The following is a 25,470-nucleotide window of genomic DNA, read 5'->3' on the forward strand; positions in this document are numbered from 1 at the left end:
GATGATAAATTCAAGGCCATTTGCCTTGTTGTAATCTATATGTGGAAAAAAGGCTGAATATACGAGGGGAGCAAATGAAAATGATTGAAAATACAGGGAAAACACTGTAATGAAATTGTAATTTAAATTTCATACTGCGTTAATCAACCATGGATATAATAAAAGTCGACCCCCTTTAATTTATATATTGTCTAGAGGCCTGCCGCCACTCGTGCTGCAGGCTATTTTCTTTTAAGATGTGCTCATGCTTCGCCATCGAAATAGAAAAGGGCTATCATCCATCAAGTCATTTCTGACTTAAGGAAATAGCCCATTTCTTCATTTTTTAAAATAAAGCATCCAGAGAATAGTCACCTGCACCGATAAGCGCGACACCTAATGCCACCGCAATCAAAAGCAAATTGTACTCGAACCCATTTGAAGTTGACCAGTAGCTTTTATAGTGTACCTTTACAATAGCAACAAGCATAGTAATGATAATAAGTGCAGCTGCAAGTGGTGTCCAAAGTCCAGCAGCAAAGAGCAAGCCGCCTGCAATTTCCGACAAACCAGCCAGAACGGCCATTAGCACACCGGGCTTAATACCAATGGAATCGAAAAAGCCTCCTGTGCCTTTTGGTCCATAACCACCAAACCATCCAAATACTTTCTGTGTGCCGTGCGCGGCTATTGTTAAACCTAACACCAAACGAATAATAAGAAGACCTAAAGCCATGACTAACTACTCCTCTTTAAATAAATTTTATTTAATTACTTACTTTATGTTAGTATATTATTACGCAGCACTTACTTTTGTCAAGCGACTATGTTAAAATTGTTTATAAGGAGATGATTTATATGGAAGACTACCAACTGTGCCCGAAATTCGAAAATGCATTTGAACTTCTGGGAAAGCGTTGGACGGGGCTCATCGTACATGTCTTGTTGACGGGGCCGAAGCGGTTTAAAGATATATCCGTGCTTATCCCAAGTATGAGCGATCGCATGCTTTCGGAGAGATTTAAAGAACTTGAGGCTGCAGAGATCATTGTCCGACACGTGTACCCGGAAACTCCGGTTCGTATTGAATATGAATTGACAGCTAAAGGAAAAGGACTTAAGCCTGTTATGGACGAGTTGCAAAAATGGGCAGACTCTCATTAATTAAATGAAGGCGGCGCTAAGTCAAGTGGACGTATATCTCTTGACTTTACTTCTGCCAATGTTTACAATAAACAATAATTCAATACCTTTGTGATCCGTTGAAGGGATAAAGTATTTCGCCCCCACATTATCAGAGAAGGAAGTCCAGGCTGCGAGCTTCCTATGATGAGCGAACGAAAAGACCTCCCCGAGGACCTGCTGGGAACGACATGTCGATTTATGACCGTCTAGTAGTGGCAGTGCGTATTCGCGGGCGTTAACCGTAAAGAGCAGATTTCTGTTTATTGTGCTATGGTGCGAGAACAGACGATCTGAATGTGGGTGGTACCACGGGTGAATTTGTTAATCAAATCTCTCGTCCCTGACGAACGTCGGGGGTGGGGGATTTTTTTGTTATATAACCAAGAGCGACAGATAAAGGGAGGTTGAACACATGAGCATTCAAAAGCCAAAAGGCACGCAGGACCTGCTTCCCGGCGAAGTGGAGAAGTGGCAGTACCTGGAAAGTAAGGCAAGAGACTTATGTCAACGATTTAACTACAAAGAAATCCGTTCGCCGATTTTTGAAAGTACAGAGCTTTTTTCCAGAGGTGTCGGAGAAACGACGGATATTGTCGAGAAAGAAATGTACACCTTTATGGATAAAGGTGATCGCAGCATGACCTTGCGTCCGGAAGGGACAGCCGGCGTTGTTAGGGCTTATGTAGAAAATAAGCTATATGGAGTTCCAGATTTGACAAAGTTGTTCTATGTCGGACCGATGTTTCGCTATGAACAGCCGCAAGCCGGAAGATACCGCCAGTTCCACCAGTTCGGGATTGAAGCCTTTGGATCCGTTGATCCAAGCATTGATGCAGAGGTCATTGCGCTGGGGTACACGTTTTACAAAGAAATTGGGTTAAAAGAAGTCACCGTTGAAATTAACTCGGTGGGCACACCTTCCGTTCGCACGGTTTACCGCGAGAAACTGCAGGAATTTTTTGCACCAGTGAAACACCTGCTTTGCAAAGATTGCCAGTCCCGCTATGATCGCAACCCGATGCGCATTCTTGATTGCAAAACCGATCAGAAGTATGGGGTAGGCGCTCCTGAGATTCTGGATTATTTGGACGAAGAATGTTCGACACACTTTGCACAGGTTCGAGAGCACTTAACCGCTATGGACATTCCCTATCGGGTGAATCCTCGCTTGGTGCGCGGGCTTGATTATTACACACACACCGCTTTTGAGTACAAAGCAGCCGGCATTGGAGCTATCGATACAATTGGTGGCGGCGGGCGCTATAACGGTCTCGTTGAGCAAATTGGCGGTCATGGCACAGATCAGCCAGGCGTAGGCTTGGGGCTAGGTCTGGAACGCATTCTGCTTGTGCTGCAGGCGCAAGGTGTTGAGATCCCGAAACCGGAGCCGCTTGATGTATACCTAATCGGATTAGGCGAGCCTGCCGAGAAGGAAGTCACGAAGCTGCTTCACCAGTTAAGGGTTCAAGGCCTCAAGGCCGAGAAGGACTACCAAGGGCGCAAATTGAAGGCGCAAATGAAATCAGCAGACCGTTTTCAAGCGAAGTATGTGGCGATTCTCGGAGACGATGAGTTAGCCCGCGGCGAAATTACGCTGAAGCAGATGGAAACAGGTTCTCAAGTCATTATAAGTTTAGTGGATCTTGCTTCAAATGCTGCAAAGACACTATTCGAATAGATAGTTTTAATGATTAATTACTCATGAGGAGGCAACAACATTATGATGCTCAAAACACATCATTGCGGGCAGCTTACGAAAGATCAGGTAGGACAGACTGTTATTTTAAACGGGTGGGTACAAAGAAGACGTGACTTAGGCGGGGTTCTATTTATTGATCTTCGCGATCGCAGCGGGCTTGTACAGACCGTATTTAACCCGGATTTCTCAGGCGATGCCCTAGCTATTGCGGATCGTGCGCGTAATGAATATGTACTTGCTGTAAAAGGGAAAGTTGTAGAACGTGACGCGGAGACGGTTAACAAAAATATCCCAACCGGTGAAATTGAAATCCAAGTAACGGAAATCGAAATCATGAACGCAGCCAAGACACCTCCGTTCTTCATTGAAGACGGTGTGGAAGTAGATGAAGCCGTTCGTCTGAAATACCGCTATTTGGACCTTCGTCGTCCGGAAATGCAAAGAACGTTAATGCTTCGCTCGAAAGCGTCCAAAATTTTCCGCAATTTCTTGGATGACCAAGGATTTGTAGAAGTGGAAACACCAATTTTGACGAAAAGCACACCGGAAGGCGCTCGCGATTACTTGGTGCCAAGCCGTGTTCACCCGGGTGAATTTTTCGCGCTGCCGCAATCCCCACAAATTTTCAAACAACTATTGATGGTTAGTGGTCTGGAGCGTTACTACCAAATCGCACGTTGTTTCCGCGACGAAGACCTTCGTGCAGACCGTCAACCGGAATTTACACAAGTCGACATTGAGACTTCCTTCCTAGCGCAAGATCAATTGCTGGATATTTTGGAAGAGCTTGTCGTGAACTTGATGAGAGAGACGGCACAAATCGAAATTCCGCGTCCATTCCAGCGTATTACGTATGCGGATGCAATGGCGAAATATGGTTCAGACAAACCGGATCTGCGTTTCGGACTGGAGCTTGAAGATGTATCGGATATCGTTCAAACTTCCGGCGTACAAGTGTTTGCGAATGTGGTTAAAGGCGGAGGCCAAGTGAAAGCGCTGAATGCCAAAGGCTGCGGTACTTGGAGCCGTAAAGAAATCGATGACCTGCTGCCATTCGCGGCGCGTTACGGTGCCAAAGGTTTAGCATGGATTCAAGTCAAAGACGGCGAATTCAAAGGGCCTATCGTGAAATTCTTTAACGAAGCTGAAATTGCTGCTCTGACTGAGCGTCTTGGCGCTGAAGAAGGAGATCTACTTCTTTTCTCCGCGGATAAAAAGAAAGTCGTAGCTGATGTTCTAGGCAACCTTCGTCTGAAAATCGGTCGTGAGCTTGGACTCATCGACGACTCCAAGTTCAAGTATGCATGGGTCGTAGACTTCCCGCTGCTTGGATACGACGAAGAAGCCAAACGTTATGTCGCAGAGCACCATCCGTTCACGCGTCCTAACGAAGATGACATTCATTTCTTTGACACGGACCCTGGCCAAATTCGCGCTCAAGCGTATGACCTTGTATTGAACGGCTATGAAGTAGGCGGCGGTTCCATGCGTATTTACCAACGTGATGTGCAAGAGAAAATGTTCGGAGCACTTGGTTTCTCAAATGAAGAAGCACAAGAGAAATTCGGCTTCTTGCTCGATGCGTTCGAATATGGGACGCCTCCACATGGCGGTTTCGCCTTCGGTTTCGACCGTTTGGTGATGCTGATCACAGGCCGTACGAACTTGAGAGAAACAATTGCATTCCCGAAAACAGCTAGCGCGACTGACCTGTTGATGGATGCACCGGGAACTGTAGATGACAAACAGCTTGATCAATTGTCGATTCGCTTAGCGCTTAAGCAGCCTGCTAAAGCCTAAGAACATTGAAGAGGACGTGTTTCTATGCTTCACCAATTTTCGCGGACTGAACTAGCCATTGGCCCTGAAGGTCTAGATATTATGAAAAATAGCACCGTCGCCGTCCTGGGCATCGGCGGTGTCGGTTCGATCGCCGCAGAAGCATTGGCGCGTACAGGGGTCGGACGGCTTATTCTGATCGACAAGGACGTTGTCGACATCACGAATATTAACCGTCAGATTCATGCCCTTACAACGACCGTAGGGCAGCCCAAAGCTGATCTGATGCGCGATCGGATCAAATTGATTAATCCGGAATGCGATGTTATCTCCATGCGGATGTTCTACACAGAGGAAACCTACGAGGAAGTGTTCGCTCATCACATCGACTACGTGCTCGATGCCAGTGACACCATTTCCTATAAAATTCATCTGATCAAGCAATGCTTGGAGCGGAAGATTCCGATCATCTCCAGCATGGGAGCCGCTAACAAAATGGACCCTTCGCAGTTCAAAGTAGCGGATATTTCCAAAACGAGCATGGATCCGATCGCTCGGGTCGTGCGCCAGAAGCTGCGCAAAGAAGGCATCAAAAAAGGCGTAAAAGTCGTCTTCTCTACCGAAGAGCCGATGAAGCCGCGTGAAGACGTTACACAACAAATCGTACCGGCGAATGCCCCAGAAATTCGCAAAGCGAAGCAGCCGCCTGCGAGCAACGCTTTCGTTCCTCCGGTGGCAGGGTTGATCATGGTGAGCGTGGCCGTGAAAGATCTGCTGGAGATCGGTTCGAAGAAATAAAGATGAGGGGCTATCTTAACAGGTCAGCAATGATCTGTTGAGATAGCCCCTTTCTGCTTTGGAGGGTAGTGGTGGTGGGGGACATGGTACTGTGAAACATGGTGTTGCTGTTGGGGAACTACGGGGCGCTATTTGAGCGATATGGGCTGATTTTGAGGTGCAAGGGGAACTACAGGGACCTATTTCCACTTTTTTTGTTGAATTTAAGCTGAATATGACATATTAGAGGACCGTAGTTCCCTTGGGCTAGTGAAATTCGTGAGAATATTGGAATAGCGGACCGTAGTTCCCTTCACGGCCGGAAGCCGTGTGCAAGCCCAAGTGCAAGTGCAAGTGCAAGTGCAAGTGCAAGTGCAAGTGCAAGTGCAAGTGCAAGTGCAAGTGCAAGGCCAAGTGCAACCCCAACCCCAACCCCAACCCCAACCCCAACCCCAACCCCAACCCCAACCCCAACCCCAACCCCAACCCCAACCCCAACCCCAACCCCAACCCCAACCCCAACAACTCCAAGGCGTTTAGCGACTCGTGAGTCCGTTAGAAGTAAAATTTGTCCCAAAAGCAGCAAATAGAGTTACCTCAGTCCGTTAGGCTACAGAAATTCTCAAACAAGCAGTAACTTAGCAGTCGTGGTAACATGAACACTCCAATGGAAGCCAACTACTTAAAGTGCCATGAATCCCATCAAGAGCAGCACATCAGTCAGCCCTCCCTAGCGCCAACTCACGGCAGCCTCGGAACCCAAATGCATCAGGACCCTGCTCGAACCACACCCAACTGCAACCTCAACAGCAACCGCACCCCCTCGACCTCCACCTCCCGTATCCCTTTACGGACCCAGGAGCCGTTATTCTGCCAAATGAGCTAGATTTGAAGAGCTATCGGACTGAGGAGGCGTTATCTAATGGTTTTGTTGCTGTATCAGGCAAATCCAAGGCGTTTAGCGACTCGTGAGTCCGTTAGATGCAAAATTTGTCCCAAAAGCAGCAAATAGAGTTACCTCAGTACGTTAGGCTACAGAAATTCTCAAACAAGCAGTAACTTGGCTGTCGTGGTAACATGAACACTCCAATTAAAAGCTAACTAGTTAAAGTGCCATGAATCCCATCAAGAGCAGCACATCAGCCAGCCCTCCCTAGCGCCCACTCACAGTAGCTTCGAGACCCAAATGCGTCAGAACCCTGCTCGAACCGCAACCGCAACCGCAACCGCAACCGCAACCGCAACCAAACAGACTGCAACTCGACCTGATTGCCCTAACAATGAGCCTTACCCAACTCATCCGTGCTAGTCCCTAATTGATGTATTCTGTACATCAAATAGATGCCTACCAGCCCTAAACCGCTCAGATCCTGCAAAAGATGCAGCAAATTCCGACAGGTTTCCCAATTTCTAACCAATTTGCAGTTATTAACTGTAGGAAATACAGTAACTCGTTTTGAAACACCCGTTTCGCACCAAACTTCCTGTACATAATACAGCTTCTCATCGCGAGCTTGCCAAGCAATCATCCCCATACAAGACATGACAGTCTACTCCATGAGGCGTATAATGGAAACAGTCTATTTAAACCTAATGCAAAGGAATAACCAACATGGACTTGTTTACATATGCCTCATCGCAAGAACCGACCGGCAAGCTGCTCGCCGACCGTATGCGACCTACAACGCTGGACGAGTACATCGGTCAAGAGCAAATTGTCGGCAAAGGCAAGCTGCTGCGCAGAGCCATTGAAGCCGATCAGGTGAGCTCCATCCTGCTCTATGGTCCGCCGGGCACAGGGAAGACCACTCTCGCCAATATTATCGCGAACCGGACAAAGGGAGAGTTCATGAAGCTGAACGCTGTCGATGCTTCGGTCAAAGATGTGCGAGAGATCATCGAGCTCGCCAAGACCAATAAAGCGATGTACGGCCGCAAGACGATTTTGTTCTTGGACGAGGTGCACCGCTTCAACACCTCGCGCCAGGATGCGCTGCTGCCTGCCGTAGAGCAGGGCATCCTCATCTTCATCGGGGCGACCACAGAGAACCCGTTTCACCATGTGAATGGGGCTCTGCTGTCGCGCTCGACGCTGTTTCAGCTCGAGCCCCTCACGGCGGAGCATGCGCTCATCGCCATGCGAAGAGCCATCGCCGATCCCGACAAGGGGCTCGGCTTCATGAGCCTCCACGTGGACGAGGAGGCGCTGGAGCATATTGCGCAGATGGCCGTTGGCGACATCCGCCGCTCTTTGAACGCGCTGGAGCTGGCAGCGCTCACGACTTCGCCCGAACCGGATGGTACGGTTCGGATCACGCTGGAGGTGGCGGAAGAGTCGATCCGCCGCCCCATCGTGAAAGCGGACGAGTCGACGCAGTATGACGTCTTGTCCGCCTTTCACAAGAGCGTACGCGGCTCCAGTGACGCCGCGCTGTTCTGGTTCTTGTATGCCGTCGAGAAGCTCGGCATGGACCCTATGACGTTCCTGCGGCGGCTTATCGTCGCCAGCAGCGAAGACATCGGCCTGGCGAACCCGCAGGCTATGGTGCAGTCTGTGACGGCCATGGACGCGTACCACAAGATCGGCTGGCCGGAATCGAAGTACGTCATTTCCCAGGCAATTTTATTCGCGGTTGAGAGTCCCAAATCGAATTCCATCCCGATAGCGATCTCTCGTGCAGAACAGATGATGGAGCGTGTTAAATCTGCGGACGTGCCGCTTCATTTGCGCGATACGCACTACAAAGGAGCGGAGAAGCTCGGCCACAAAGGATATATGTATCCGCATGATTATCCAGGGCATTATGTGCAGCAGCAGTATTTACCGGATGATATTAAACATGAAATCATTTTTGCAGCCAGTGAGCAGGGAACGGAAGATAAGATGCGGCAGAATCAGCACAAAAGAAGAGGGAGACCTGCAGATCTATAAGATCTGTAAGTTCCCTCTTCTTTCTTGTTCCATTTGAATGGTAAAAAGTTTTTCCGACACAGGGTCATACCGAATAGATACAATTAGCGGGAATTCAACGCCTTGATGTCGAACCCAGAAGCGAAATTGCTGCTGATCCACCCCTGGCGCTACACGGGAATGGCCCAAATACTTATAATCTAGTAAGGTGTATACCTTACCGGCTTCATGAAAAGCGACTCGGCTCCATTTGGCATAGAGGCGTTCAGGGTCTTGAGATTGAGTTGGCTGTCGGGCTATAGCTTCCAGGATGTCTGCTTCCATGCTCGCTTGTGCTGTGCCGCACCAGCTTAGTCCAAGCAGGAGAAGCACGGCTGAGATTTTACTCATTCGCTCACACCTTTCGCCTATAGGGTTCGCGTAGGCGCGAGGCGGCATACTTGCAGGCGCTGAGGTAAATTAGGGCACTTTTTGCAGATTGAGGAGATAAAAAAAGAACCTCCTAAGAGAAAGAGGTCCTTGTCTTTTTTTTCTTATAACTTAAAAATCTTCCCAAGGTATTGAACAGCCTTGGAGCTATAACGCTCCTGAATATAGGCTCTAAACTGATTTTTCGCTTCAGGAGTGGGCGAAGCATTCACCGCTAGGCCATGAAGCTCCATCCAATGCAGGGCTGTCATGTAGCAGGTGCTATTCCAGCCGTTTTTTGTCCCATTGGCATTCAAACGCTCGCTGATGCCTGCAATTACAAGATCCGTTTTGCTCTGCAATTCAATGAGCGCACGGTCGAATTCATTTTTGGACTCTTTGGCTTTCATTCCGGTAACAGCTCGAAGCGCTTTGACATCAATGCCTTCGTTCGCTTCAACTGCTTGAAACAGCTCGACGGCTGATTTGGGAAGCAGTCCGTCTTCATAGCGTTCTTCCACGGAGTAGGGGTCTTCCAATAAATTTTTTACCAAAGGGAAGAGATCCGCTGAAATTAATAAAGGCTTCTTAGCGAAAAAACGCCCATAGGCAGCAAGTCCGTCACCTGGCAGACGATCCCGCCAAAGCCATGGATCCGTCTCCAAGCCGGTATGCCATTGTTCTTGTGTTGTCATGGATTCAAGCGAAGGATGATCCGGTATGAAAGAAGAGAGAGGTAGAATGCCGACTTCTTTCACGATTTTTGTCACATCTTCGTACGTAGCAGCCTTCAAGTCCGCCTCATTCATTTTAATCAAACTGATCATCCTTCTTTCTCGAACCATCTATTTTGTCTCGTATTATTTATGAACTTTATCAATCACACCGCCGCCTAAGCAAACCTCACCGTCATAGAAAACAACGGATTGACCTGGTGTTACTGCTTTCTGCGTAGCATCAAATACGACTTGGACCGTTCCATCCTCCATGAAGGTTAGGACTACGCCTTGGTCAGGCTGACGGTAACGGAATTTGGCTGTGCAGGCAAATGGGCCTTGAGGTTTCTTCGGAGAGATCCAGTTTACATCTGTCGCTGTCAGCCCCTTGGAGTAAAGTCCAGGATACTGCTCGCCTTGAACGACTAGAAGTTCGTTGGTTTCCAAATTTTTATCCACGACGAACCAAGGTTCGCCTGAGCCTGAACCACCAATGCCAAGACCTTGTCTTTGACCTAGTGTGTAGTACATCAGCCCGTCATGGCGGCCTTTTACCTCACCGTTGCGGATATCAACCATATTGCCGGGTTTAGCGGGCAAGTACTGGCTGAGGAACTCTTTGAAATCGCGCTCTCCGATGAAGCAGATCCCCGTGCTGTCTTTTTTCTTTGCAGTTGCAAGGCCGGCTGCCTCGGCAATTTTACGAACTTCCGGCTTCGGCAGGTGACCAATCGGGAACATGGCTTTGGACAGCTGCTGCTGCGTAAGCACGTTGAGGAAGTAGGTTTGATCCTTGCCCGGGTCATTGCCCCGCAGGAGCACGTACTCGCCGTCTTGCTCTTTCACTTGAGCGTAGTGGCCGGTTGCGATATAGTCGCCGCCTAAATCCATGACTTTCTGGAGCAACTCACCGAACTTGATTTCTCTGTTGCACATCACATCCGGATTCGGCGTGCGACCTTTGGTGTACTCGTCCAAGAAATAAGCGAACACCTTATCGTAGTACTGTTTTTCAAAATTAACTGTATAAAAAGGGATTCCGAGCTGGTCGCATACTCTTCGGACATCCTCTGCATCTTCTTCGGCTGTGCAATGGCCAAACTCATCAGTATCGTCCCAATTTTTCATGAAAATGCCGATAACTTCATATCCTTGCTCTTTCAAGAGCAGTGCGGCAACAGAAGAATCGACCCCCCCGGACATACCCAGAATGACTCGTGTTTTTTTATTCATGGCTTGTGTTCCTCTTTTCCATCCTGTGAGACTTAGTCGTTAATCTTTGAAACTCTTCCTATTATACATCTCTCTAGTTAAAAATTAAAATATTTCATGAGAATGTCATTGTTTTTCCCCCACAGAACAAGGAATTATGATAACATAGATACGATATACGGATGTTTAGGAATGTTTTTGTTAAAAATGGAAACGCTGTTTACCTAGATAGGGACGAGCATACTGTCTGAACGTGGACAAAGCAGTAGGTAAACAACTCACAATTTCTCGTAATATCAATTAGCCCCCTTGATGGCATAAATGTTGAATGAGGTGTAGATTTTGAAAATTTCCACAAAAGGCCGCTATGGTTTAACGATCATGATGGAGTTGGCCAATCGAGTTGGTGAAGGTCCGACTTCCCTCAAAAGTATTGCCGAAAAGCATCAGCTATCCGAGCATTATCTCGAGCAGCTAGTTGCTCCTTTGCGTAACGCGGGATTGGTTAAAAGCATTCGTGGAGCGTACGGTGGATATATTCTCTCCAAGCCTGCTGATCAAGTGACAGCGGGTGAAGTGATTCGCGTGTTGGAAGGACCGATTAGTCCTGTCGACTTTACGGAGGAAGATGACCCGGCTAAACGCGATTTATGGATCCGTATCCGCGACAGCATCGCGGAAGTACTTGATTCTACAACGCTTGCGAACCTGATTTCCTTTGAAGACGCAGGCCAGCACGACAATTACATGTTTTATATCTAAAGGTGATTTATGAATCCAATTTATCTTGATCACGCGGCGACCACGCCGGTGCATCCCGACGTTATGGAAGCTATGCTTCCTTTTTATACAGCTTATTTTGGCAATCCTTCCAGCACGCATAGCTTCGGCAGAGCGACGAGAACAGCACTTAACCGCTTTCGCGACGCGATGGCGAAGTCACTTTGCTGTCTGCCTGGTGAACTCATCTTTACGAGCGGCGGGACTGAAAGCAATAATATGGCGATCTTTGGGATCATCCATGCGAACAATAATGGAAAGAAACATATCATTACGACAGAGATTGAGCACCATGCTGTCCTGCATCCCTGTGAACGGCTGGAGAACCTCGGTTATGAGGTCACTTACCTTCCAGTAGGTCCGACTGGTCTTATTCAAGTCGAAGATGTGGAGTCGGCTATTCGTCCCGATACGGCTCTCATCTCCATCATGTATGTGAATAATGAAATAGGCACGATTCAACCGATTGCAGAAGTTGGCCGGTTAGCACGAAGTCGGAATATTCCTTTTCATGTTGATGCCGTTCAAGCCTTAGGTAAATTGCCGCTGAATCTTCATGAACTGCCGGTTGATTTGCTTAGCTTGTCTGCTCATAAAATATATGGTCCTAATGGTGTGGGTGCATTGTATGTGTCCAAGAACACGAAGCTGGTTCCTCATGTATATGGCGGTGCACAAGAAAGAAAGCGCCGCGCGGGAACGGAGAATGTAGCTGCGATAGCAGGGTTTGCCAAGGCAATGGAGATGATTCTCCCTATGACTGATTCCCTTTACGAGCAAGCTGCAGAGCTTAGACAGTGTATGATTACTAGCTTGGAGCAGCAAATAGGCCGTGATCAATTTACGATAAATGGACATGCCGAACAACAAGTTCCGCATATTTTAAACATCAGCTTTCCTGGCGTATCCACAGAGACGCTGCTTATGAATCTTGACCTGGAAGATGTGGCTGCAGCGAGCGGTTCTGCGTGCACCTCCGGTTCACTTGAAGTGTCTCACGTTTTACAAGCAATGAAACTCCCAGAAAATGTTACAGCCTCTGCCGTTCGATTTAGCTTTGGAATGGGGAATTCTAAAGATCAAATTGAAACAGCTGCCCAGAAAATTGCAACCATTATCAAACGGCTGCGTAATAATTAGTACCGGGTGGTTCTAGGAGGAAAGCACCTTGCGCAGAGCGCATGATTTGATCGGACTTCCCGTTCTGACGGTAGACTCCGGTAAACAATTAGGCCAAGTGAAAGATTTGATGATTGACCCTGAATGGAACATACGAGGCATTATTCTAGAAGCAAAGATGTGGTTTTCCTCCTTACGGTACGTACCGTGGGATGGAGTTGTCGCTGCAGGCGAAGATGCCGTTACCATACCGAACGAAAATGTCATAGTCGAGTTTGAGCAGGCAGTTGAATGCCATGCTTTTCTGGAAGGAAGCCACCCGATTAAAGGTCTTCCAGTCGTTACTGTCGGCGGAGACAAATTAGGCGTGGTAGAAGATGTTTATTTAACCCAAGATTGGGGTAAACAAATAGTAGGTTATGAATTGTCCGAAGGGTTTATTTCTGATTTAAAGGAAGGGCGTAAATGGCTTCCCATGCCGGATTCGGCAACCAAAGGTGAAGATGCCATAATAGTGCCTGTACATTGCTCTCAGGAAGTAGAAGAACTCTTCGTATCCAAAGAAGAATAGGGTGAGCAAGATGCGTTGTCCAAACTGTAATTCCAAAGATATTGGAAAGATCGGTTCCCACCAATTTTATTGCTGGGGTTGCTTTATCGAACTCAGCGTCAACGGAGAGAAAATGTCCGTGTATCAAGTAGAGGAAGACGGAACGCTAAGTTCTCTGGATGATTTGTTTTTTGAAGAAGAAATGCCATTGATCCAAGAACACGCAAATTAACCATAATAGCAAACAGGAGACGTTACTAATGGGCACACCCGTGCTTGTGAAGTAGCGTCTCTTTGTTTTCGTCTACAAGGTTAATTTGACCAGCATGTACATATACTGTATGAGCGTAGACATATTTAGAATCACTGAGGTGAACGTGATGGAACGTTTTTGGAGAAATCGATGGTTTGTAGGGCTGGTGTATTTGCTTTTGGCACTGGCATGTATCTATATGCTGCTGCTGATCAAACCTATTTTACTAAGCTTATTCACTTTTTTAAAAGCGATATTAGCGCCATTTTTCATTGCGGTGATTATTTCCTACATCTTGAACCCGGTAGTGAATATGCTGAACCAGCGCAAAGTGCCGAGAACGATTGCCGTGCTGTTGATTTATTGCGTTTTTATTTCCTCACTCACTGTCATAATCATGAATATGACCCCCGTATTTATGACCCAAATCGCGGAGCTGAACGAACACATGCCGCAGATGGAAATTCGCGCGCAATCGATTGTGGACGGCTTTAACCAGAATAGACTGCTGCCGGACAGTGTGCGAGACGGTTTTAACCACTCATTAACGAAGTTGGAAAATAGCATCTCCATGGCGATATCGAACTACATGAATCAGATTGGAAGCACGATCTCCATGCTGTTTATCGCTTTTATCGTGCCGTTCGTTGCCTTTTATATTATGAAAGACTTTCAAATCATCGAGAAGACGGCGCTTGCTATCGTACCGAAGGAGCACCGGAAGAAAACAGTTAAGCTTCTCATCGATATCGATACTGCGCTTGGGAATTATATTCGCGGCCAGTTGTTGGTTTGCGTCATTATTGGGGGGCTTGCCTATTTGGGGTATTGGCTCATTGATATGCCGTATGCGCTTTTACTCGCCAGTGTTGTGGCGGTTTTCAATATTATTCCGTACCTTGGGCCGTTTTTTGGAGCCGCACCGGCGATCATTATGGCTTCAACGATTTCGCTCAAAATGGTGCTGTTCGTCGCGATTGTGAATTTAGCCGTGCAAATTCTTGAGGGGAATGTCATTTCACCGCAAGTGGTAGGCAAAAAGCTGCATATGCATCCGCTCGTCATTATCTTTGCCTTATTGGTCGGCGGGGAAGTAGCGGGTATAGTCGGATTAATACTAGCAGTACCCTTCTTCGCCGTTATGAAGGTGATTATTCAGCACGTTTTCTTGCATTATGTTCATAAACCCACGACTTAGTTGGATCTAAGGATAGGTTAGGTTGCATAAAAAGACGTACAAATAGACGCACAAAACCCCCGTGCATCATGACTTGCGGGATCATGGTACACAGGGGTTTTGCACGAGGGTTGAGGATATTAAAGGGTGTGGCATACGTAAACCATCGAATGGGCTACGGAATGAATTAAACGTTGATTCTATGTCGCTTTATCCGATAATGAAAATCATTATCAATGATCTTAGTATATCGCCATTGAGAACGATTGTCAACTATGATTTTAATCCTTTATCTTTATCGTCTCCTTGATCGGTATTTTCTTCCTTTTCCTCTTTTTGCTCTTGAAATTCAACGCGGGTTTGACCTGTTATATAATCGAAAGGATTATATCGGCTATCCGGAATCTCTTTCTTAATGAGCGTTTTAGCCATAATATAGATCACGAGTACAAAAACAGGTGTAATTAGCCCTAGCAGCGTAAGTGTCGAGAAATCCATTAGCATCACTTCCTCTCGAGTTTGTCGGAACGATATTTTAATGTACTTACGATGCCCACTCCAAACTGGTTCCATGAACAGGGATGAATATTGACACGGTTCAGGCATAAAGTTATAATTTGCCTTATCTAGATCTACTGCAAAAGCGTTGATGAAATTGAAGTAAGTCATAGTCCACTGTCAGAGATGAGGTTCCGGTGAGCAGCTTATGCGCGAATCCGGCTGGAAGAACCTCTCGGTGCTAGGATGGCTGAACGCTAATTTCGGAGTGTGGATGAACTCCACCGGCTGGACCCGTTACAGATCCGCACAAGGAGATTGCTAGGTTTCCTCTGCCGCAGGCTTGGGTGGAAGGGAAACGCAATAACCAGGGTGGTACCGCGATGATTCGTCCCTGTATGTTACAGGGGCGTTTTTTGTTTGTTTTCAAACATTATAGGTAAATATGGAGGCTTGAGTGAGATGAAGGCAAGTGAAATTCGTTCCAAATGGTTGCAGTTCTTCGCAAGTAAAGGGCATAAAGTAGAGCCCAGCTCTTCGCTTGTTCCGCATAATGATCCGTCGTTGCTCTGGATTAACGCCGGTATTGCGCCGTTAAAGCCATATTTGGATGGACGGGAAATTCCGGAAAATCCGCGTATTACGAATGCTCAGAAATGTATTCGTACGAACGATATTGAGAATGTCGGGAAAACGCGCCGTCACCATACATTTTTCGAAATGTTAGGGAACTTCTCTATCGGTGACTACTTTAAGAAAGAAGTCATTCCATGGGCTTGGGAGTTTTTGACGGATCCGCAATGGATCGGTTTTGATCCGAACCGTATTTCCGTCACGGTGCACGAAGATGATGAAGAAGCTTTTGAGATTTGGCACAAACAAATCGGTATCCCGGAAGAGCGTATCTACAAGCTAAAAGAAGATAATTTCTGGGACATCGGCGAAGGTCCATGTGGTCCTTGTACGGAAATTTTCTATGACCGTGGCGACAAATACGGCGATTTATCCGATCCGGAGTGCTGGCCTGGGGGAGAAAACGAACGTTTCTTGGAAGTATGGAACCTTGTATTTACACAGTTCAACCATAATAAGGACGGAAGCTACACACCGCTTCCTAACAAAAATATTGATACAGGCGCAGGACTGGAGCGCTTCGCTTCGATTCTGCAAGACGTAGATTCCAACTTTGACACGGATCTGTTCAAGCCGATTATCGATAAAACCTGTGAGCTTACAGGTGTGATGTATCATGTGAACGATGATCACGATGTGGCGCTGAAAGTAATCGCCGATCACATTCGTACGGTTGCCTTCTCCGTAGGCGATGGCGTACTTCCTTCGAATGAAGGACGCGGTTATGTTATCCGCCGTTTGCTGCGTCGTGCTGTGCGTTACGGGAAAGTGCTTGGGCAAGATAAACCGTTCCTGTACAAATTGGTTGCTACCGTGGGTGAGATCATGGGCGTTTACTACACAGAGGTTGTAGACAAACGTGAATTTATCGAGAAGGTTATTCGTACCGAAGAAGAACGTTTCCACGAAACGTTAAGCGATGGTTTGGTTATCCTAGCGGAGATGGTCGAAAAGACGCGTCAAGCCGGTACGAATCAAATCAGCGGACCGGATGCTTTTAAATTATATGATACGTATGGTTTCCCGTTCGATCTGACGGAGGATTTTGCTTCGGAAAAAGGTTTGACGGTTGACCGTGAAGGGTTCGACGCTTCGATGCAAGAACAGCGTGACCGTGCAAGAGCTGCTAGTCAAAAAGAAGGCGGAATGAAGGTACAAGGCGGCCCGCTGTCGGAATTGACGGTTAAAAGCGAATTTGTTGGTTATAATGAATTGGTAGTTACTGCTAATATTGAAGCTATTGTTCATGAAAATGAGCTTGTCGACATCGTTGGCGTAGGCGAGACTTGCCAGGTTATTCTGGACCGCACACCGTTCTATGCGGAAAGCGGCGGCCAGGTGAGCGACTTCGGAACAATCCGCAACAGCCAAGTTACGCTGAAGGTTGAAGATGTGATTAAAGCACCTCATGGGCAGCATGTTCATAAAGTCGTAGTGGAGTCTGGCGTTCTTCGCAAAGGCGACACGGTTGAGGCTATCGTAGCATCTGCTGAGCGCGGGGATATCATCAAGAATCATACGGCTACGCATTTACTGCATAAAGCGTTGAAAGAAGTTCTGGGCTCGCATGTTAACCAAGCAGGCTCTTTGGTAGAACCGGATCGTTTGCGTTTTGACTTCTCGCATTTCGGCAGCATTAGCAGCGAAGAATTGCAAGATGTTGAGCAGCGCGTAAACCGTCAAATTTGGAATAACATTAATGTCGAAATTTCATTGAAACCAATTGCTGATGCGAAAGCAATGGGAGCTATGGCACTATTCGGCGAGAAGTATGGCGATATCGTGCGCGTCGTGCAAGTCGGCGATTACAGCTTAGAACTGTGCGGCGGCTGTCACGTTCAGAACACGGGTCAAATCGGTCTATTCAAAATCGTGAGCGAATCCGGTATCGGATCCGGTGTACGTCGAATCGAGGCTGTTTCTGGCCGCAGCGCGTATGAATACCTTGACGGGCAGCTGCAATTGCTCAAAGAAGCAGCAGGTATGCTCAAATCGAACGTTCAGGACGTTCCGAAACGTGTAGAAGCAGCGCTGCAGCAAGTGAAAGAACTGGCACGTGAGAACGAGTCGCTGCGCGGCAAACTTGGCCGCATTGAAGCGGGATCTTTAACGGATCAAGTGAAGCAAGCTGCCGGTGTTTCGGTGCTAGCTGCCCAAGTGAACGCAGCGGATATGGACTCTCTTCGCAACATTGTCGATGAAATGAAGGCAAAATTGGGATCTGCTGTTATCGTTCTAGGCGCTGTGGCTGACGATAAAGTCAATTTGGTTGCAGCTGTTACACCGGATCTTGTTGCAAAAGGTTTCCATGCCGGTAAAATTATTAAAGAAGTAGCTGCAGCAGTTGGCGGAAGCGGTGGAGGTCGACCGGATATGGCCCAAGCAGGCGGTAAAGACGCTTCCAAATTACAGGCTGCGCTTTCCGGTGTTGAGGGACTTCTGTCGCAATTTGCATAATTATTTTTTGGGGGGACAGGAATTTTTAAACCCATAGAGAATATAAACCAGTATACACGAACAGTTTTCAAATTTTTACAAATGGTTTCACAAGGAAAGTGAGGTGCTCCTGATGAGTTCCATGGATAAAACGATGAAGTTCAACGTGAAAGCAGAAGAAATAGAGACATCGCCCAAAGATGTGTTATTAGCGGTGTACGATGCTCTTCAGGAAAAAGGGTATAATCCGATCAACCAGATTGTCGGGTACTTGCTTTCCGGAGATCCTGCTTATATTCCACGGCATAATAATGCGCGCAGCCTCATTCGTAAACGGGAACGCGATGAACTGATTGAAGAGTTGGTTCGCGCTTATCTGGGTCAACACAAATAGAAGGAAATGAGAACCGCATGAGATGGATAGGCTTGGATTACGGGGATAAAACGATCGGTGTAGCGATGAGCGATGAGCTGGGATGGACGGCACAAGCGCTGGAAGTCATACATCGTCGTAAGCCAGGAGAAGACATTGACCGGCTGGTTGCGATTGTTGAGCAGTACGGTGTCACACAAATTGTCGTTGGCTTACCCAAAAATATGAACAACACGATTGGTCCTCGTGGCGAATTGGTCATCGAGTTTTCGAAAGAGCTAGAACAAAAACTAAGTGTACCCGTACACTTGTGGGATGAGCGTCTAACGACCGTTGCAGCGACTCGCACACTGCTTGAAGCAGATGTGAGCCGGAAGAAGCGGAAGCAGGTCATTGATAAAATGGCCGCGCAGATCATCCTGCAAGGGTATATGGATGCCAATATGAAGAGGTGAATGAACATGTCCAAAGAAGAATTGCGTGAAGAGGAACCAGAAATCATTTACATCCCGGACGATGAAGGCAACGAAGAAGAGTTCGAGGTTATCATGAAATTCGAAGTGGACGGTTCTGACAAGAAATACATGATGGTGGTGCCTACTGACGGAGGAGACGAGGAATCCGATGAAGTGTATGCCTTCCGTTATGAAGAAGATGATGACGGCGAAGATTTGAAACTGTTCACCATCGACGATGAAGAAGAGTGGAATATCGTGGAAGAAACGTTCAACACATTAATGGCAGAATTCGATGAGGAAGAAGAAGCATGAGTACGACGCTTTCTGACGTATTGCGCAAAGCTTACGGGGATGATATTATTTTGTTTGATGAGCAAAATGAATCAACGGTTTATCATCTTCTTAAAGAATTCGTTTATGACAATAGAACGTATGCGGTTTTGCAATCCGATGAACTCAAGAAGGAAGACGAGGTTGCGGTTTTCCGGGTGACGCAGAATGCGGACGGCGAATACGAGCTGGAAACCATCGAAGATGACGACGAATACGAAACTGTTTCGGAGCTCTACGACGAGATGGTATTTCCAGATCAGGATGACTTGTAAGAAGTAAACAACCGAGCGGAGCGCATCCGCTCGTTTTTGTTTGCTTGGAGAGCTTGCGATAGCAGAGTTTTGTTTTTGCTGCTGCAAAACGTTTAGGAGGATCATCGTGAACAACATGCTTGATCAAGAGAGCGCAGGGAAGTCGACGAAAACAAAGAAGTTGAAGCTAACTCTTCTTATAGTGGGCACGCTTCTGCTCATTATTATTGGGACAGCAAGCGGTATAGGATTATATATTGCGAATGGCCTGCAGCCGGTTGAAGCCTCTGAGCAAGAAGTGAGAGTGTCGATTCCCCCAGGCGCTGGATCTGTACAAATCGCGAAAGAGCTTGAAACGAAGGGACTTATTAAGAATTCATCCATTTTTACGTATTATCTAAAAGTTAAGAAGCAGGGCTCCAGGTTTCAAGCCGGCGAATATGACATGAAGCCGGGCTTAACCTTCGATGAGATGATTGAAAAGCTGAATAAAGGGGAAACGGTAAAGGAAGAGGTTATTCGTATAACGATTCCTGAAGGGTACACCGTTGATCAAATTGCTTCTAAATTAAGTGAACAGACGCCGTGGAACAAAGATGTGTTTCTGAAGCTGGCAGATGCGCCTGCAGGCTTGACGGAAGAGACCGCTGCGAGCGGCATTCCGGATAACAAGAATTTGAAACACCGGCTTGAAGGGTACTTGTTCCCGGAAACGTATGAATTTAAGAAGGGTTCAACGGAGCAGGAGTTCATTGAGCGTACGCTGCAGCAATTGGACAAGAAGCTTGCAACGCTGCCGCCAGACTGGAAAGATAAGCTCAAAGAGCGTGGACTTAGCGTGCATCAGATGCTAACGATCGCCTCTTTAATTGAACGAGAGGTTGTCCAGGACGACGAAAGGGCACTTGTTTCCGGCGTTATTCAAAACAGGTTGAAACAGAATATGCCCCTGCAAATTGATGCAACGGTGCAATATTTATTTGATAAGTCCAAGGAACGGTTGTTGGAAAAGGATTTGCAAATACAAAGCCCTTATAATACGTATTTGAACACAGGGCTGCCTCCGGGGCCAATAGCCAGTCCGAGCCTTGCCTCGATGAAAGCAGCGATTTATCCGCAAGAAACGAAGTACTTGTTTTATGTAACGAAGAAGGATGGCACGAAGGGGCATTTGTTCGCAGAGACCTATGAAGAACACAAGAAAAATATTGCGGAAAGTAAAAAGGCCGCGAATTAATACCACGTTAGGAAGCTGACAGAAGGTAGGGTAAGCAAGTGAAAAAACCAGAGTTAGTAATAAGCTGCGGTAGTAGCGCTGAATTGAAAACAATGATTGAAGCCGGCGCGGACAGTGTCATAATTGGAGAAGAGCGTTACGCTATGCGTCTGCCTGGAAACGTGAAGCTAGAGGAGATTGGAGAATCGGTAGCTTGGGCGCACGAGAAACAGGCAAAGGTGTATGTGTCGGTGAACAAAATTTTTGACAACAACTCCTTGGAGGGCTTGTCAGACTATTTAAGCAAGCTTCAGGCGTATAATGTGGATGGCGTTATTTTCGGTGATCCCGCAGTCCTTATGGCTGCGCGCACGTTACCAAAGCCGCTAGCGCTGCACTGGAATGCAGAGATGACTTCTACCAATTTCGCGACTGCGAATTATTGGGGCAGACAGGGGGCAACCCGGGTTGTTCTGGCCAGAGAACTGAACATGGAGCAGGTATTGGCTTTTAAAGAGAATACGGAGTTAGCGGTTGAAGTTCAAGTGCATGGCATCACGAATATTTATCACTCAAAGCGAGAGCTAGTGAAAAATTATATCGAACACCAAGGGAAAGATGCATCAACGGAGGATCGTTCCATTGAACGCGGACTGTTCCTTATCGAACATGAGCGCCGTGATCAGCGTTACCCGGTGTATGAGGATAGTAACGGTACGCACATCATGAGTTCTGAGGATTTTTGCATGCTGGAGAACTTGCCTGAGCTTATGGACGGCGGGATCGATAGCTTCAAAATCGAAGGTCTCCTGAAATCGACTGCGTATAACGAAACAGTGGTTCGCAGCTATCGTGCTGTCATTGACGCTTATGCCGCAAACCCGGAAGAATTTGAGTTCCAGCAAGAATGGCTGGATGCGATAACAGAATTGCAGGACCCTGAACGCGAATTGTCGTACGGGTTTTTCTATAAAGAACAGGTATATTGATAGATGGAAGAAGGTGCGTTTTCAAGATGACGACAGCATTAGAAGCAAGAGCGAGAGGGAAGCGTGTTAGACTGCATAAACCGGAATTGCTTGCCCCTGCGGGCAATTTGGAAAAATTGAAATTTGCTATCCATTACGGAGCTGACGCGGTATATATCGGCGGCCAGAAGTATGGTCTTCGTTCCAGCGCAGACAACTTTTCGCTTGAAGAAATGCGTGAAGCGGTTGAGTTTGCGAACGGCTACGGAGCAAAAGTGTTCGTAGCAACGAACATTTATGCACATAACGAGGATATTGAAGGGCTGGATGAGTACCTACGAGGACTTCAAGAGGTTGGTATCTCTGCCATCATCGCAGCGGACCCGTTGATTATGGAAACATGCCGAAGAGTCGCGCCTAAACTGGAAGTTCATGTGAGCACACAGCAGTCGGTGATGAACTGGCAAACCGTGAAGTTCTGGAAAGATCAAGGCATTGAGCGCGTCGTTTTGGCCCGCGAAGTCAGCATGGAAGAAATTGACCAAATTAAAGCGCATGTCGATGTAGAGATTGAAGCTTTCATTCATGGGGCAATGTGCAGTTCCTACTCCGGCAGATGCGTGCTTTCCAATCACTTTACGGATCGTGACTCCAACCGCGGAGGCTGCTCGCAATCATGCCGCTGGAAATATGACCTGTTTGCCAAAGATCAGCCGGAATCAGCGCCGCTGGCGACGGATTTGCCGTTGTTTGGCGAGGAAGATGTTGCTTTTACGATGGGATCGAAGGATCTCAGCATGATCGAACATATTGCCGATATGATTGAATCCGGTGTAGACAGCTTCAAAATTGAAGGAAGAATGAAGAGCATCCATTACGTAGCGACGGTTGTTAATGCATATCGACAAGCCATTGATGCTTATTTTGAGGATCCGGAACACTTTAAACTCAATCCTGTTTGGCAGGATGAGGTCTATAAAGCGGCGAACCGGCCTTTGAACGAGGGCTTCTTCTACGATACGCCGGGCCCTGAAGATCATATTTTCGAACCGGAGGATAAAGTGGTCGGGTTTGATTTTGTCGGTCTGGTGCTGTCTTATGATGAGGCAACGGGTACCGCGCTGATTCAACAAAGAAATCATTTCAAACCGGGGCAGGAAATTGAATTCTTCGGACCAGAGGGAACGCATTTTAAACAAAAGGTTGGCGTCATCTGGAATGAAGAGGGGCAGGAGCTGGATGCAGCAAGGCATCCGCTTCAAGTTATTAAACTAAAAACAGAATTTCCTGTAAGAAAATGGGATATGATGCGTAAGAAAACAGGAAAATAGTACCATGGAAGCTTTCTCCAGACTGGGTTATATTGGAGAAAGTTTCTTTTTTTTATTTTCTTTTAGAGCGAATATTAAAGGAAATTGTTAAATGTTGTCGAATTGAATAAAAAACATTAATTGTAACCCTTTTCATTTTAGGACGAAAGTACGGGGACAATGAACAGAAACTAATGGCGGTGAAAAGATGAAGAAGAGACTCCAAAGTATTCTCGCATTTGTAAACAAAGCTTTCGTGCAAACATTCCGAAATGTGCCATGGGGTCGTGTGGCGGGAGCGGCAGGTAAGACATCTAAGCAAATGGGCACAGTCGCTTTCAAAGAAATGAGGCAGGTTAAGCTGGAAAATCCGGTGAAGTCCGTAGGCATGAAGCTGTTTTTAATGTTTTTTATCAGCATTTTGTTCTTCGTTCTCATTGTGGGTATGATTTCTTACAGCGTGTCCAAAAATGTCATTAAGAACAAAGTGGCAGAATCCTCCTTGCAAACTGTCACACAAGCAGGTCAGAAGCTGGATTTCCTTTATCAGACGTTCGAAGACACATCATTACAAATTATGCTGAACAAAGAGCTGCAGGACCTTCTTGAGAAAGTTCCTACGTTAGATCCTACTTCGTACGAATCACTGGAGGTTGTTCGCCAATTAACGGATAAATTAAATGTGGTGACCTTCGCTAACAAGTCTATTAAAACGCTTCATCTTTATCGACCAGACGGCAAGCTTATTGTCATTACGGGTTCTGGCGGAAGCACGCTAAGCGAAAATTCAGGATCAACGGATTGGTTTAAGAAAATTGTGGACAATGGGGGAAAAGTAGCGTGGTTGGATAGTAAAGTTAAAGGATACTCCAGCTCTTCCACGAACACATTTGCCATTGGCCGTCTTATGAGAAATACGCTAACGAACAGCACGACTGCCGTGTTAATGTTAGAACTTAGCACGGATCTCTTGAATAAAGAAATTACGGGCATGTCTCTCGGAGATGACAGCAAGGTTGTCATAACGAATGCAGACAATAAGAACGTTGCAACTGCAGATGTTACCGAGCTCGAAAAAGATGCTGCAATTCAATTAACGAAAGAGCAAAGAGATGAAGAACATGGCTCTTTTGTAACAAAAGATGATCATTTGGTAGCTTATTACAAATCATCTATATCCGGCTGGAATCTAGTAGGGGATATCCCAGTTAGCTCGCTTGTGAAGGACGCTAAAAAGATTTTCAACTACACGCTTTTAATCGCTTTATTTGCGGCTATTGCGGCAGTGTTAATCGGATTATTCGTTGCCAGAATGATTGGACGACCGCTGATCAATCTTCGCAACTTGATGCAGCAAGGCGCTAAAGGGAAGTTAACCGTGCGTGCCAACTATACAACGCAAGATGAGATTGGGCAGTTGGGCGCAAGCTTCGATGTGATGATGCAGCAGATTACAACATTGGTTCAGCAAACCAGCACCTCTGCACAAGCGGTTTTTGAAACGGCGCAAGAGTTAACGAATTCCTCCAAGGTAACGGCTACTGCGGCTAGAGAAATTGCTGTAGCTACGGATGAAATCTCTAACGGTGCCGGAGGTTTGGCGACAGAGTCCGAAAGAGGCAATGAGCTGACGCATCATATCGGTATCCAGATGAAACAGGTTATCGAAGCAAACCTGGAGATGGGGACAGCTGCAGCGGATGTGCAGAGCTCCAGTGAGCAAGGAACGAAATACATGTCCGAGCTCATTTCGAAGACGAACTTGACGGAAGAAATGATCCGTTCCATGGTCGATAAAGTCGACAACTTGAAAGATAGCACACGTTCGATTCGTAAAATCCTGGACGTTTTGAATAATATGACGAAGCAAACGAATATCTTGTCCTTGAATGCGACAATTGAAGCTGCACGTGCCGGAGCTGCGGGCAAAGGCTTCATGGTTGTTGCGGATGAGATTCGGAAGCTGGCAGATCAATCCCGTCAATCCATTGATGTCGTAGGTCAAATTACCGAAACGATTCAGAAAGAAATCGATGAAACGGTGAAGGTGCTTTCAACAGCAACGCCGATCTTCAAAGAACAGATTCTAGCGGTGAAAGAAGCCGATATTATTTTCAAACAAGTAACGAACCACATGGGCGGCTTCATTGAGCAGCTCAGCACCGTCAGCGATTCGATCTCAACCTTGGAACAATCGCAAGTCGTTCTTTCGGACGCCATGTCGAATGTAAGTGCTGTAGCGGAGGAATCACTTGCTACTTCGGAGGAAGTTGCTTCCTTGAGCTCCGAGCAGCTTAGCATCAGCGATGGCTTAGTGAAGCTGTCGGACAAGTTGGATCTGCTTTCCAAATCGCTTACCGACACCTTATCCAAATTCGAAGTCTAGTTGTATACAATTCGAAGTCCACTCTCTGTTTAAGAGGGTGGGCTTTTTTTTGTTTCCGAATAA

General features: G+C 46.8%; 26 protein-coding genes. 19 read left to right on the plus strand and 7 right to left on the minus strand.

What is annotated here, in order from left to right; translation table 11 throughout:
- Window positions 1-325: 325 nt before the first annotated feature.
- Window positions 326-715 carry a DoxX family protein gene (locus ACUN27_RS06865; protein WP_315953581.1) on the minus strand — a complete coding sequence of 130 codons (390 nt, stop codon included), beginning with the start codon at window positions 713-715 and terminating at the stop codon, window positions 326-328.
- Between the two features lie 122 nt (window positions 716-837).
- Here ACUN27_RS06865 and ACUN27_RS06870 point away from each other — a divergent pair, with 122 nt between their 5' ends.
- From ACUN27_RS06870 to ACUN27_RS06885, 4 genes are all read left to right on the plus strand, one after another.
- Window positions 838-1,143 carry a winged helix-turn-helix transcriptional regulator gene (locus ACUN27_RS06870; RefSeq protein WP_127455345.1) on the plus strand — a complete coding sequence of 102 codons (306 nt, stop codon included), beginning with the start codon at window positions 838-840 and terminating at the stop codon, window positions 1,141-1,143.
- 433 nt (window positions 1,144-1,576) lie between these two features.
- Window positions 1,577-2,842: a histidine--tRNA ligase gene (gene hisS / locus ACUN27_RS06875; protein WP_326063668.1), complete on the plus strand. Its 1,266-nt coding sequence runs from the start codon at window positions 1,577-1,579 to the stop codon at window positions 2,840-2,842.
- 42 nt (window positions 2,843-2,884) lie between these two features.
- Window positions 2,885-4,663, plus strand: a complete 1,779-nt coding sequence (gene aspS, locus ACUN27_RS06880) for an aspartate--tRNA ligase (RefSeq protein WP_326063667.1) — start codon at window positions 2,885-2,887, stop codon at window positions 4,661-4,663.
- A 24-nt stretch (window positions 4,664-4,687) separates the two neighbouring features.
- Window positions 4,688-5,440: a tRNA threonylcarbamoyladenosine dehydratase gene (locus ACUN27_RS06885; RefSeq protein WP_315953578.1), complete on the plus strand. Its 753-nt coding sequence runs from the start codon at window positions 4,688-4,690 to the stop codon at window positions 5,438-5,440.
- A 292-nt stretch (window positions 5,441-5,732) separates the two neighbouring features.
- Here the strand turns inward: ACUN27_RS06885 and ACUN27_RS06890 are convergent, their stop codons facing one another.
- Together ACUN27_RS06890 and ACUN27_RS06895 are read right to left on the minus strand one after the other, a co-directional pair.
- Entirely contained in the window at window positions 5,733-6,005 is a 273-nt protein-coding gene (locus ACUN27_RS06890; protein WP_445558594.1) for a hypothetical protein, read from the minus strand.
- A gap of 688 nt (window positions 6,006-6,693) precedes the next feature.
- The gene (locus tag ACUN27_RS06895; RefSeq protein WP_326061307.1) at window positions 6,694-6,963 is read right to left on the minus strand and encodes a hypothetical protein; all 270 of its coding nucleotides are present in this window, start codon (window positions 6,961-6,963) and stop codon (window positions 6,694-6,696) included.
- Between the two features lie 68 nt (window positions 6,964-7,031).
- Between ACUN27_RS06895 and ACUN27_RS06900 the strand changes: the two genes are divergently transcribed.
- A complete protein-coding gene (locus tag ACUN27_RS06900; protein ID WP_315953575.1) occupies window positions 7,032-8,351 on the plus strand; it encodes a replication-associated recombination protein A in 1,320 nt (439 codons plus the stop codon).
- On the opposite strand, the gene ACUN27_RS06905 is transcribed toward ACUN27_RS06900, so the two are convergent.
- The 3 genes from ACUN27_RS06905 to mnmA form a co-directional block, all read right to left on the minus strand.
- A complete protein-coding gene (locus tag ACUN27_RS06905) occupies window positions 8,346-8,720 on the minus strand; it encodes a DUF3889 domain-containing protein (protein ID WP_445558595.1) in 375 nt (124 codons plus the stop codon). The genes ACUN27_RS06900 and ACUN27_RS06905 overlap by 6 nt on opposite strands.
- Window positions 8,721-8,863: 143 nt before the next feature.
- Window positions 8,864-9,547, minus strand: a complete 684-nt coding sequence (locus ACUN27_RS06910) for an AlkZ-related protein (RefSeq protein ID WP_315953736.1) — start codon at window positions 9,545-9,547, stop codon at window positions 8,864-8,866.
- Between the two features lie 51 nt (window positions 9,548-9,598).
- Complete coding sequence (gene mnmA / locus ACUN27_RS06915) at window positions 9,599-10,687, minus strand: tRNA 2-thiouridine(34) synthase MnmA (RefSeq protein WP_445558596.1); 1,089 nt, start codon at window positions 10,685-10,687, stop codon at window positions 9,599-9,601.
- Window positions 10,688-11,008: 321 nt separating this feature from the next.
- On the opposite strand from mnmA, the gene cymR reads away from it, so the two are divergent.
- The 5 genes from cymR to ACUN27_RS06940 all read left to right on the plus strand — a co-directional run bounded on the left by cymR (window position 11,009) and on the right by ACUN27_RS06940 (window position 14,566).
- The gene (cymR, locus tag ACUN27_RS06920) at window positions 11,009-11,428 is read left to right on the plus strand and encodes a cysteine metabolism transcriptional regulator CymR (protein WP_127455352.1); all 420 of its coding nucleotides are present in this window, start codon (window positions 11,009-11,011) and stop codon (window positions 11,426-11,428) included.
- Between the two features lie 9 nt (window positions 11,429-11,437).
- On the plus strand, window positions 11,438-12,586 hold the full coding sequence (locus tag ACUN27_RS06925) for a cysteine desulfurase family protein (RefSeq protein ID WP_445558597.1): 1,149 nt from the start codon (window positions 11,438-11,440) through the stop codon (window positions 12,584-12,586).
- Between the two features lie 28 nt (window positions 12,587-12,614).
- Window positions 12,615-13,136 carry a PRC-barrel domain-containing protein gene (locus ACUN27_RS06930; protein ID WP_157319179.1) on the plus strand — a complete coding sequence of 174 codons (522 nt, stop codon included), beginning with the start codon at window positions 12,615-12,617 and terminating at the stop codon, window positions 13,134-13,136.
- Between the two features lie 10 nt (window positions 13,137-13,146).
- Window positions 13,147-13,347, plus strand: a complete 201-nt coding sequence (locus tag ACUN27_RS06935) for a hypothetical protein (RefSeq protein ID WP_079419326.1) — start codon at window positions 13,147-13,149, stop codon at window positions 13,345-13,347.
- Window positions 13,348-13,495: 148 nt separating this feature from the next.
- Window positions 13,496-14,566 (plus strand): AI-2E family transporter, encoded by a 1,071-nt coding sequence (locus ACUN27_RS06940; RefSeq protein WP_315953571.1) that lies wholly within the window; start codon window positions 13,496-13,498, stop codon window positions 14,564-14,566.
- Between the two features lie 252 nt (window positions 14,567-14,818).
- On the opposite strand, the gene ACUN27_RS06945 is transcribed toward ACUN27_RS06940, so the two are convergent.
- Window positions 14,819-15,043 carry a DUF3951 domain-containing protein gene (locus ACUN27_RS06945; protein ID WP_157319322.1) on the minus strand — a complete coding sequence of 75 codons (225 nt, stop codon included), beginning with the start codon at window positions 15,041-15,043 and terminating at the stop codon, window positions 14,819-14,821.
- A gap of 462 nt (window positions 15,044-15,505) precedes the next feature.
- Between ACUN27_RS06945 and alaS the strand changes: the two genes are divergently transcribed.
- From alaS to ACUN27_RS06990, 9 genes are all read left to right on the plus strand, one after another.
- Complete coding sequence (gene alaS / locus ACUN27_RS06950; protein ID WP_315953570.1) at window positions 15,506-18,133, plus strand: alanine--tRNA ligase; 2,628 nt, start codon at window positions 15,506-15,508, stop codon at window positions 18,131-18,133.
- Between the two features lie 112 nt (window positions 18,134-18,245).
- Window positions 18,246-18,506, plus strand: coding sequence for an IreB family regulatory phosphoprotein (locus ACUN27_RS06955; protein ID WP_028555746.1), 261 nt, complete (start codon window positions 18,246-18,248; stop codon window positions 18,504-18,506).
- A 17-nt stretch (window positions 18,507-18,523) separates the two neighbouring features.
- Window positions 18,524-18,940, plus strand: a complete 417-nt coding sequence (ruvX, locus tag ACUN27_RS06960) for a Holliday junction resolvase RuvX (protein WP_445558598.1) — start codon at window positions 18,524-18,526, stop codon at window positions 18,938-18,940.
- 6 nt (window positions 18,941-18,946) lie between these two features.
- Window positions 18,947-19,255, plus strand: a complete 309-nt coding sequence (locus tag ACUN27_RS06965) for a DUF1292 domain-containing protein (protein WP_056610485.1) — start codon at window positions 18,947-18,949, stop codon at window positions 19,253-19,255.
- The gene (locus ACUN27_RS06970; RefSeq protein ID WP_127455358.1) at window positions 19,252-19,548 is read left to right on the plus strand and encodes a DUF1292 domain-containing protein; all 297 of its coding nucleotides are present in this window, start codon (window positions 19,252-19,254) and stop codon (window positions 19,546-19,548) included. The genes ACUN27_RS06965 and ACUN27_RS06970 overlap by 4 nt, the downstream gene beginning before the upstream one ends.
- A gap of 115 nt (window positions 19,549-19,663) precedes the next feature.
- Window positions 19,664-20,764 (plus strand): endolytic transglycosylase MltG, encoded by a 1,101-nt coding sequence (gene mltG, locus ACUN27_RS06975; protein WP_445560601.1) that lies wholly within the window; start codon window positions 19,664-19,666, stop codon window positions 20,762-20,764.
- A 38-nt stretch (window positions 20,765-20,802) separates the two neighbouring features.
- Window positions 20,803-21,732 carry a peptidase U32 family protein gene (locus tag ACUN27_RS06980; RefSeq protein WP_315953569.1) on the plus strand — a complete coding sequence of 310 codons (930 nt, stop codon included), beginning with the start codon at window positions 20,803-20,805 and terminating at the stop codon, window positions 21,730-21,732.
- A 26-nt stretch (window positions 21,733-21,758) separates the two neighbouring features.
- Window positions 21,759-23,042, plus strand: a complete 1,284-nt coding sequence (locus ACUN27_RS06985; RefSeq protein ID WP_445558599.1) for a peptidase U32 family protein — start codon at window positions 21,759-21,761, stop codon at window positions 23,040-23,042.
- 187 nt (window positions 23,043-23,229) lie between these two features.
- Entirely contained in the window at window positions 23,230-25,407 is a 2,178-nt protein-coding gene (locus ACUN27_RS06990; RefSeq protein ID WP_445558600.1) for a methyl-accepting chemotaxis protein, read from the plus strand.
- Window positions 25,408-25,470: the final 63 nt, after the last annotated feature.

The sequence above is a fragment of the Paenibacillus sp. WC2504 genome, from assembly GCF_052682475.1.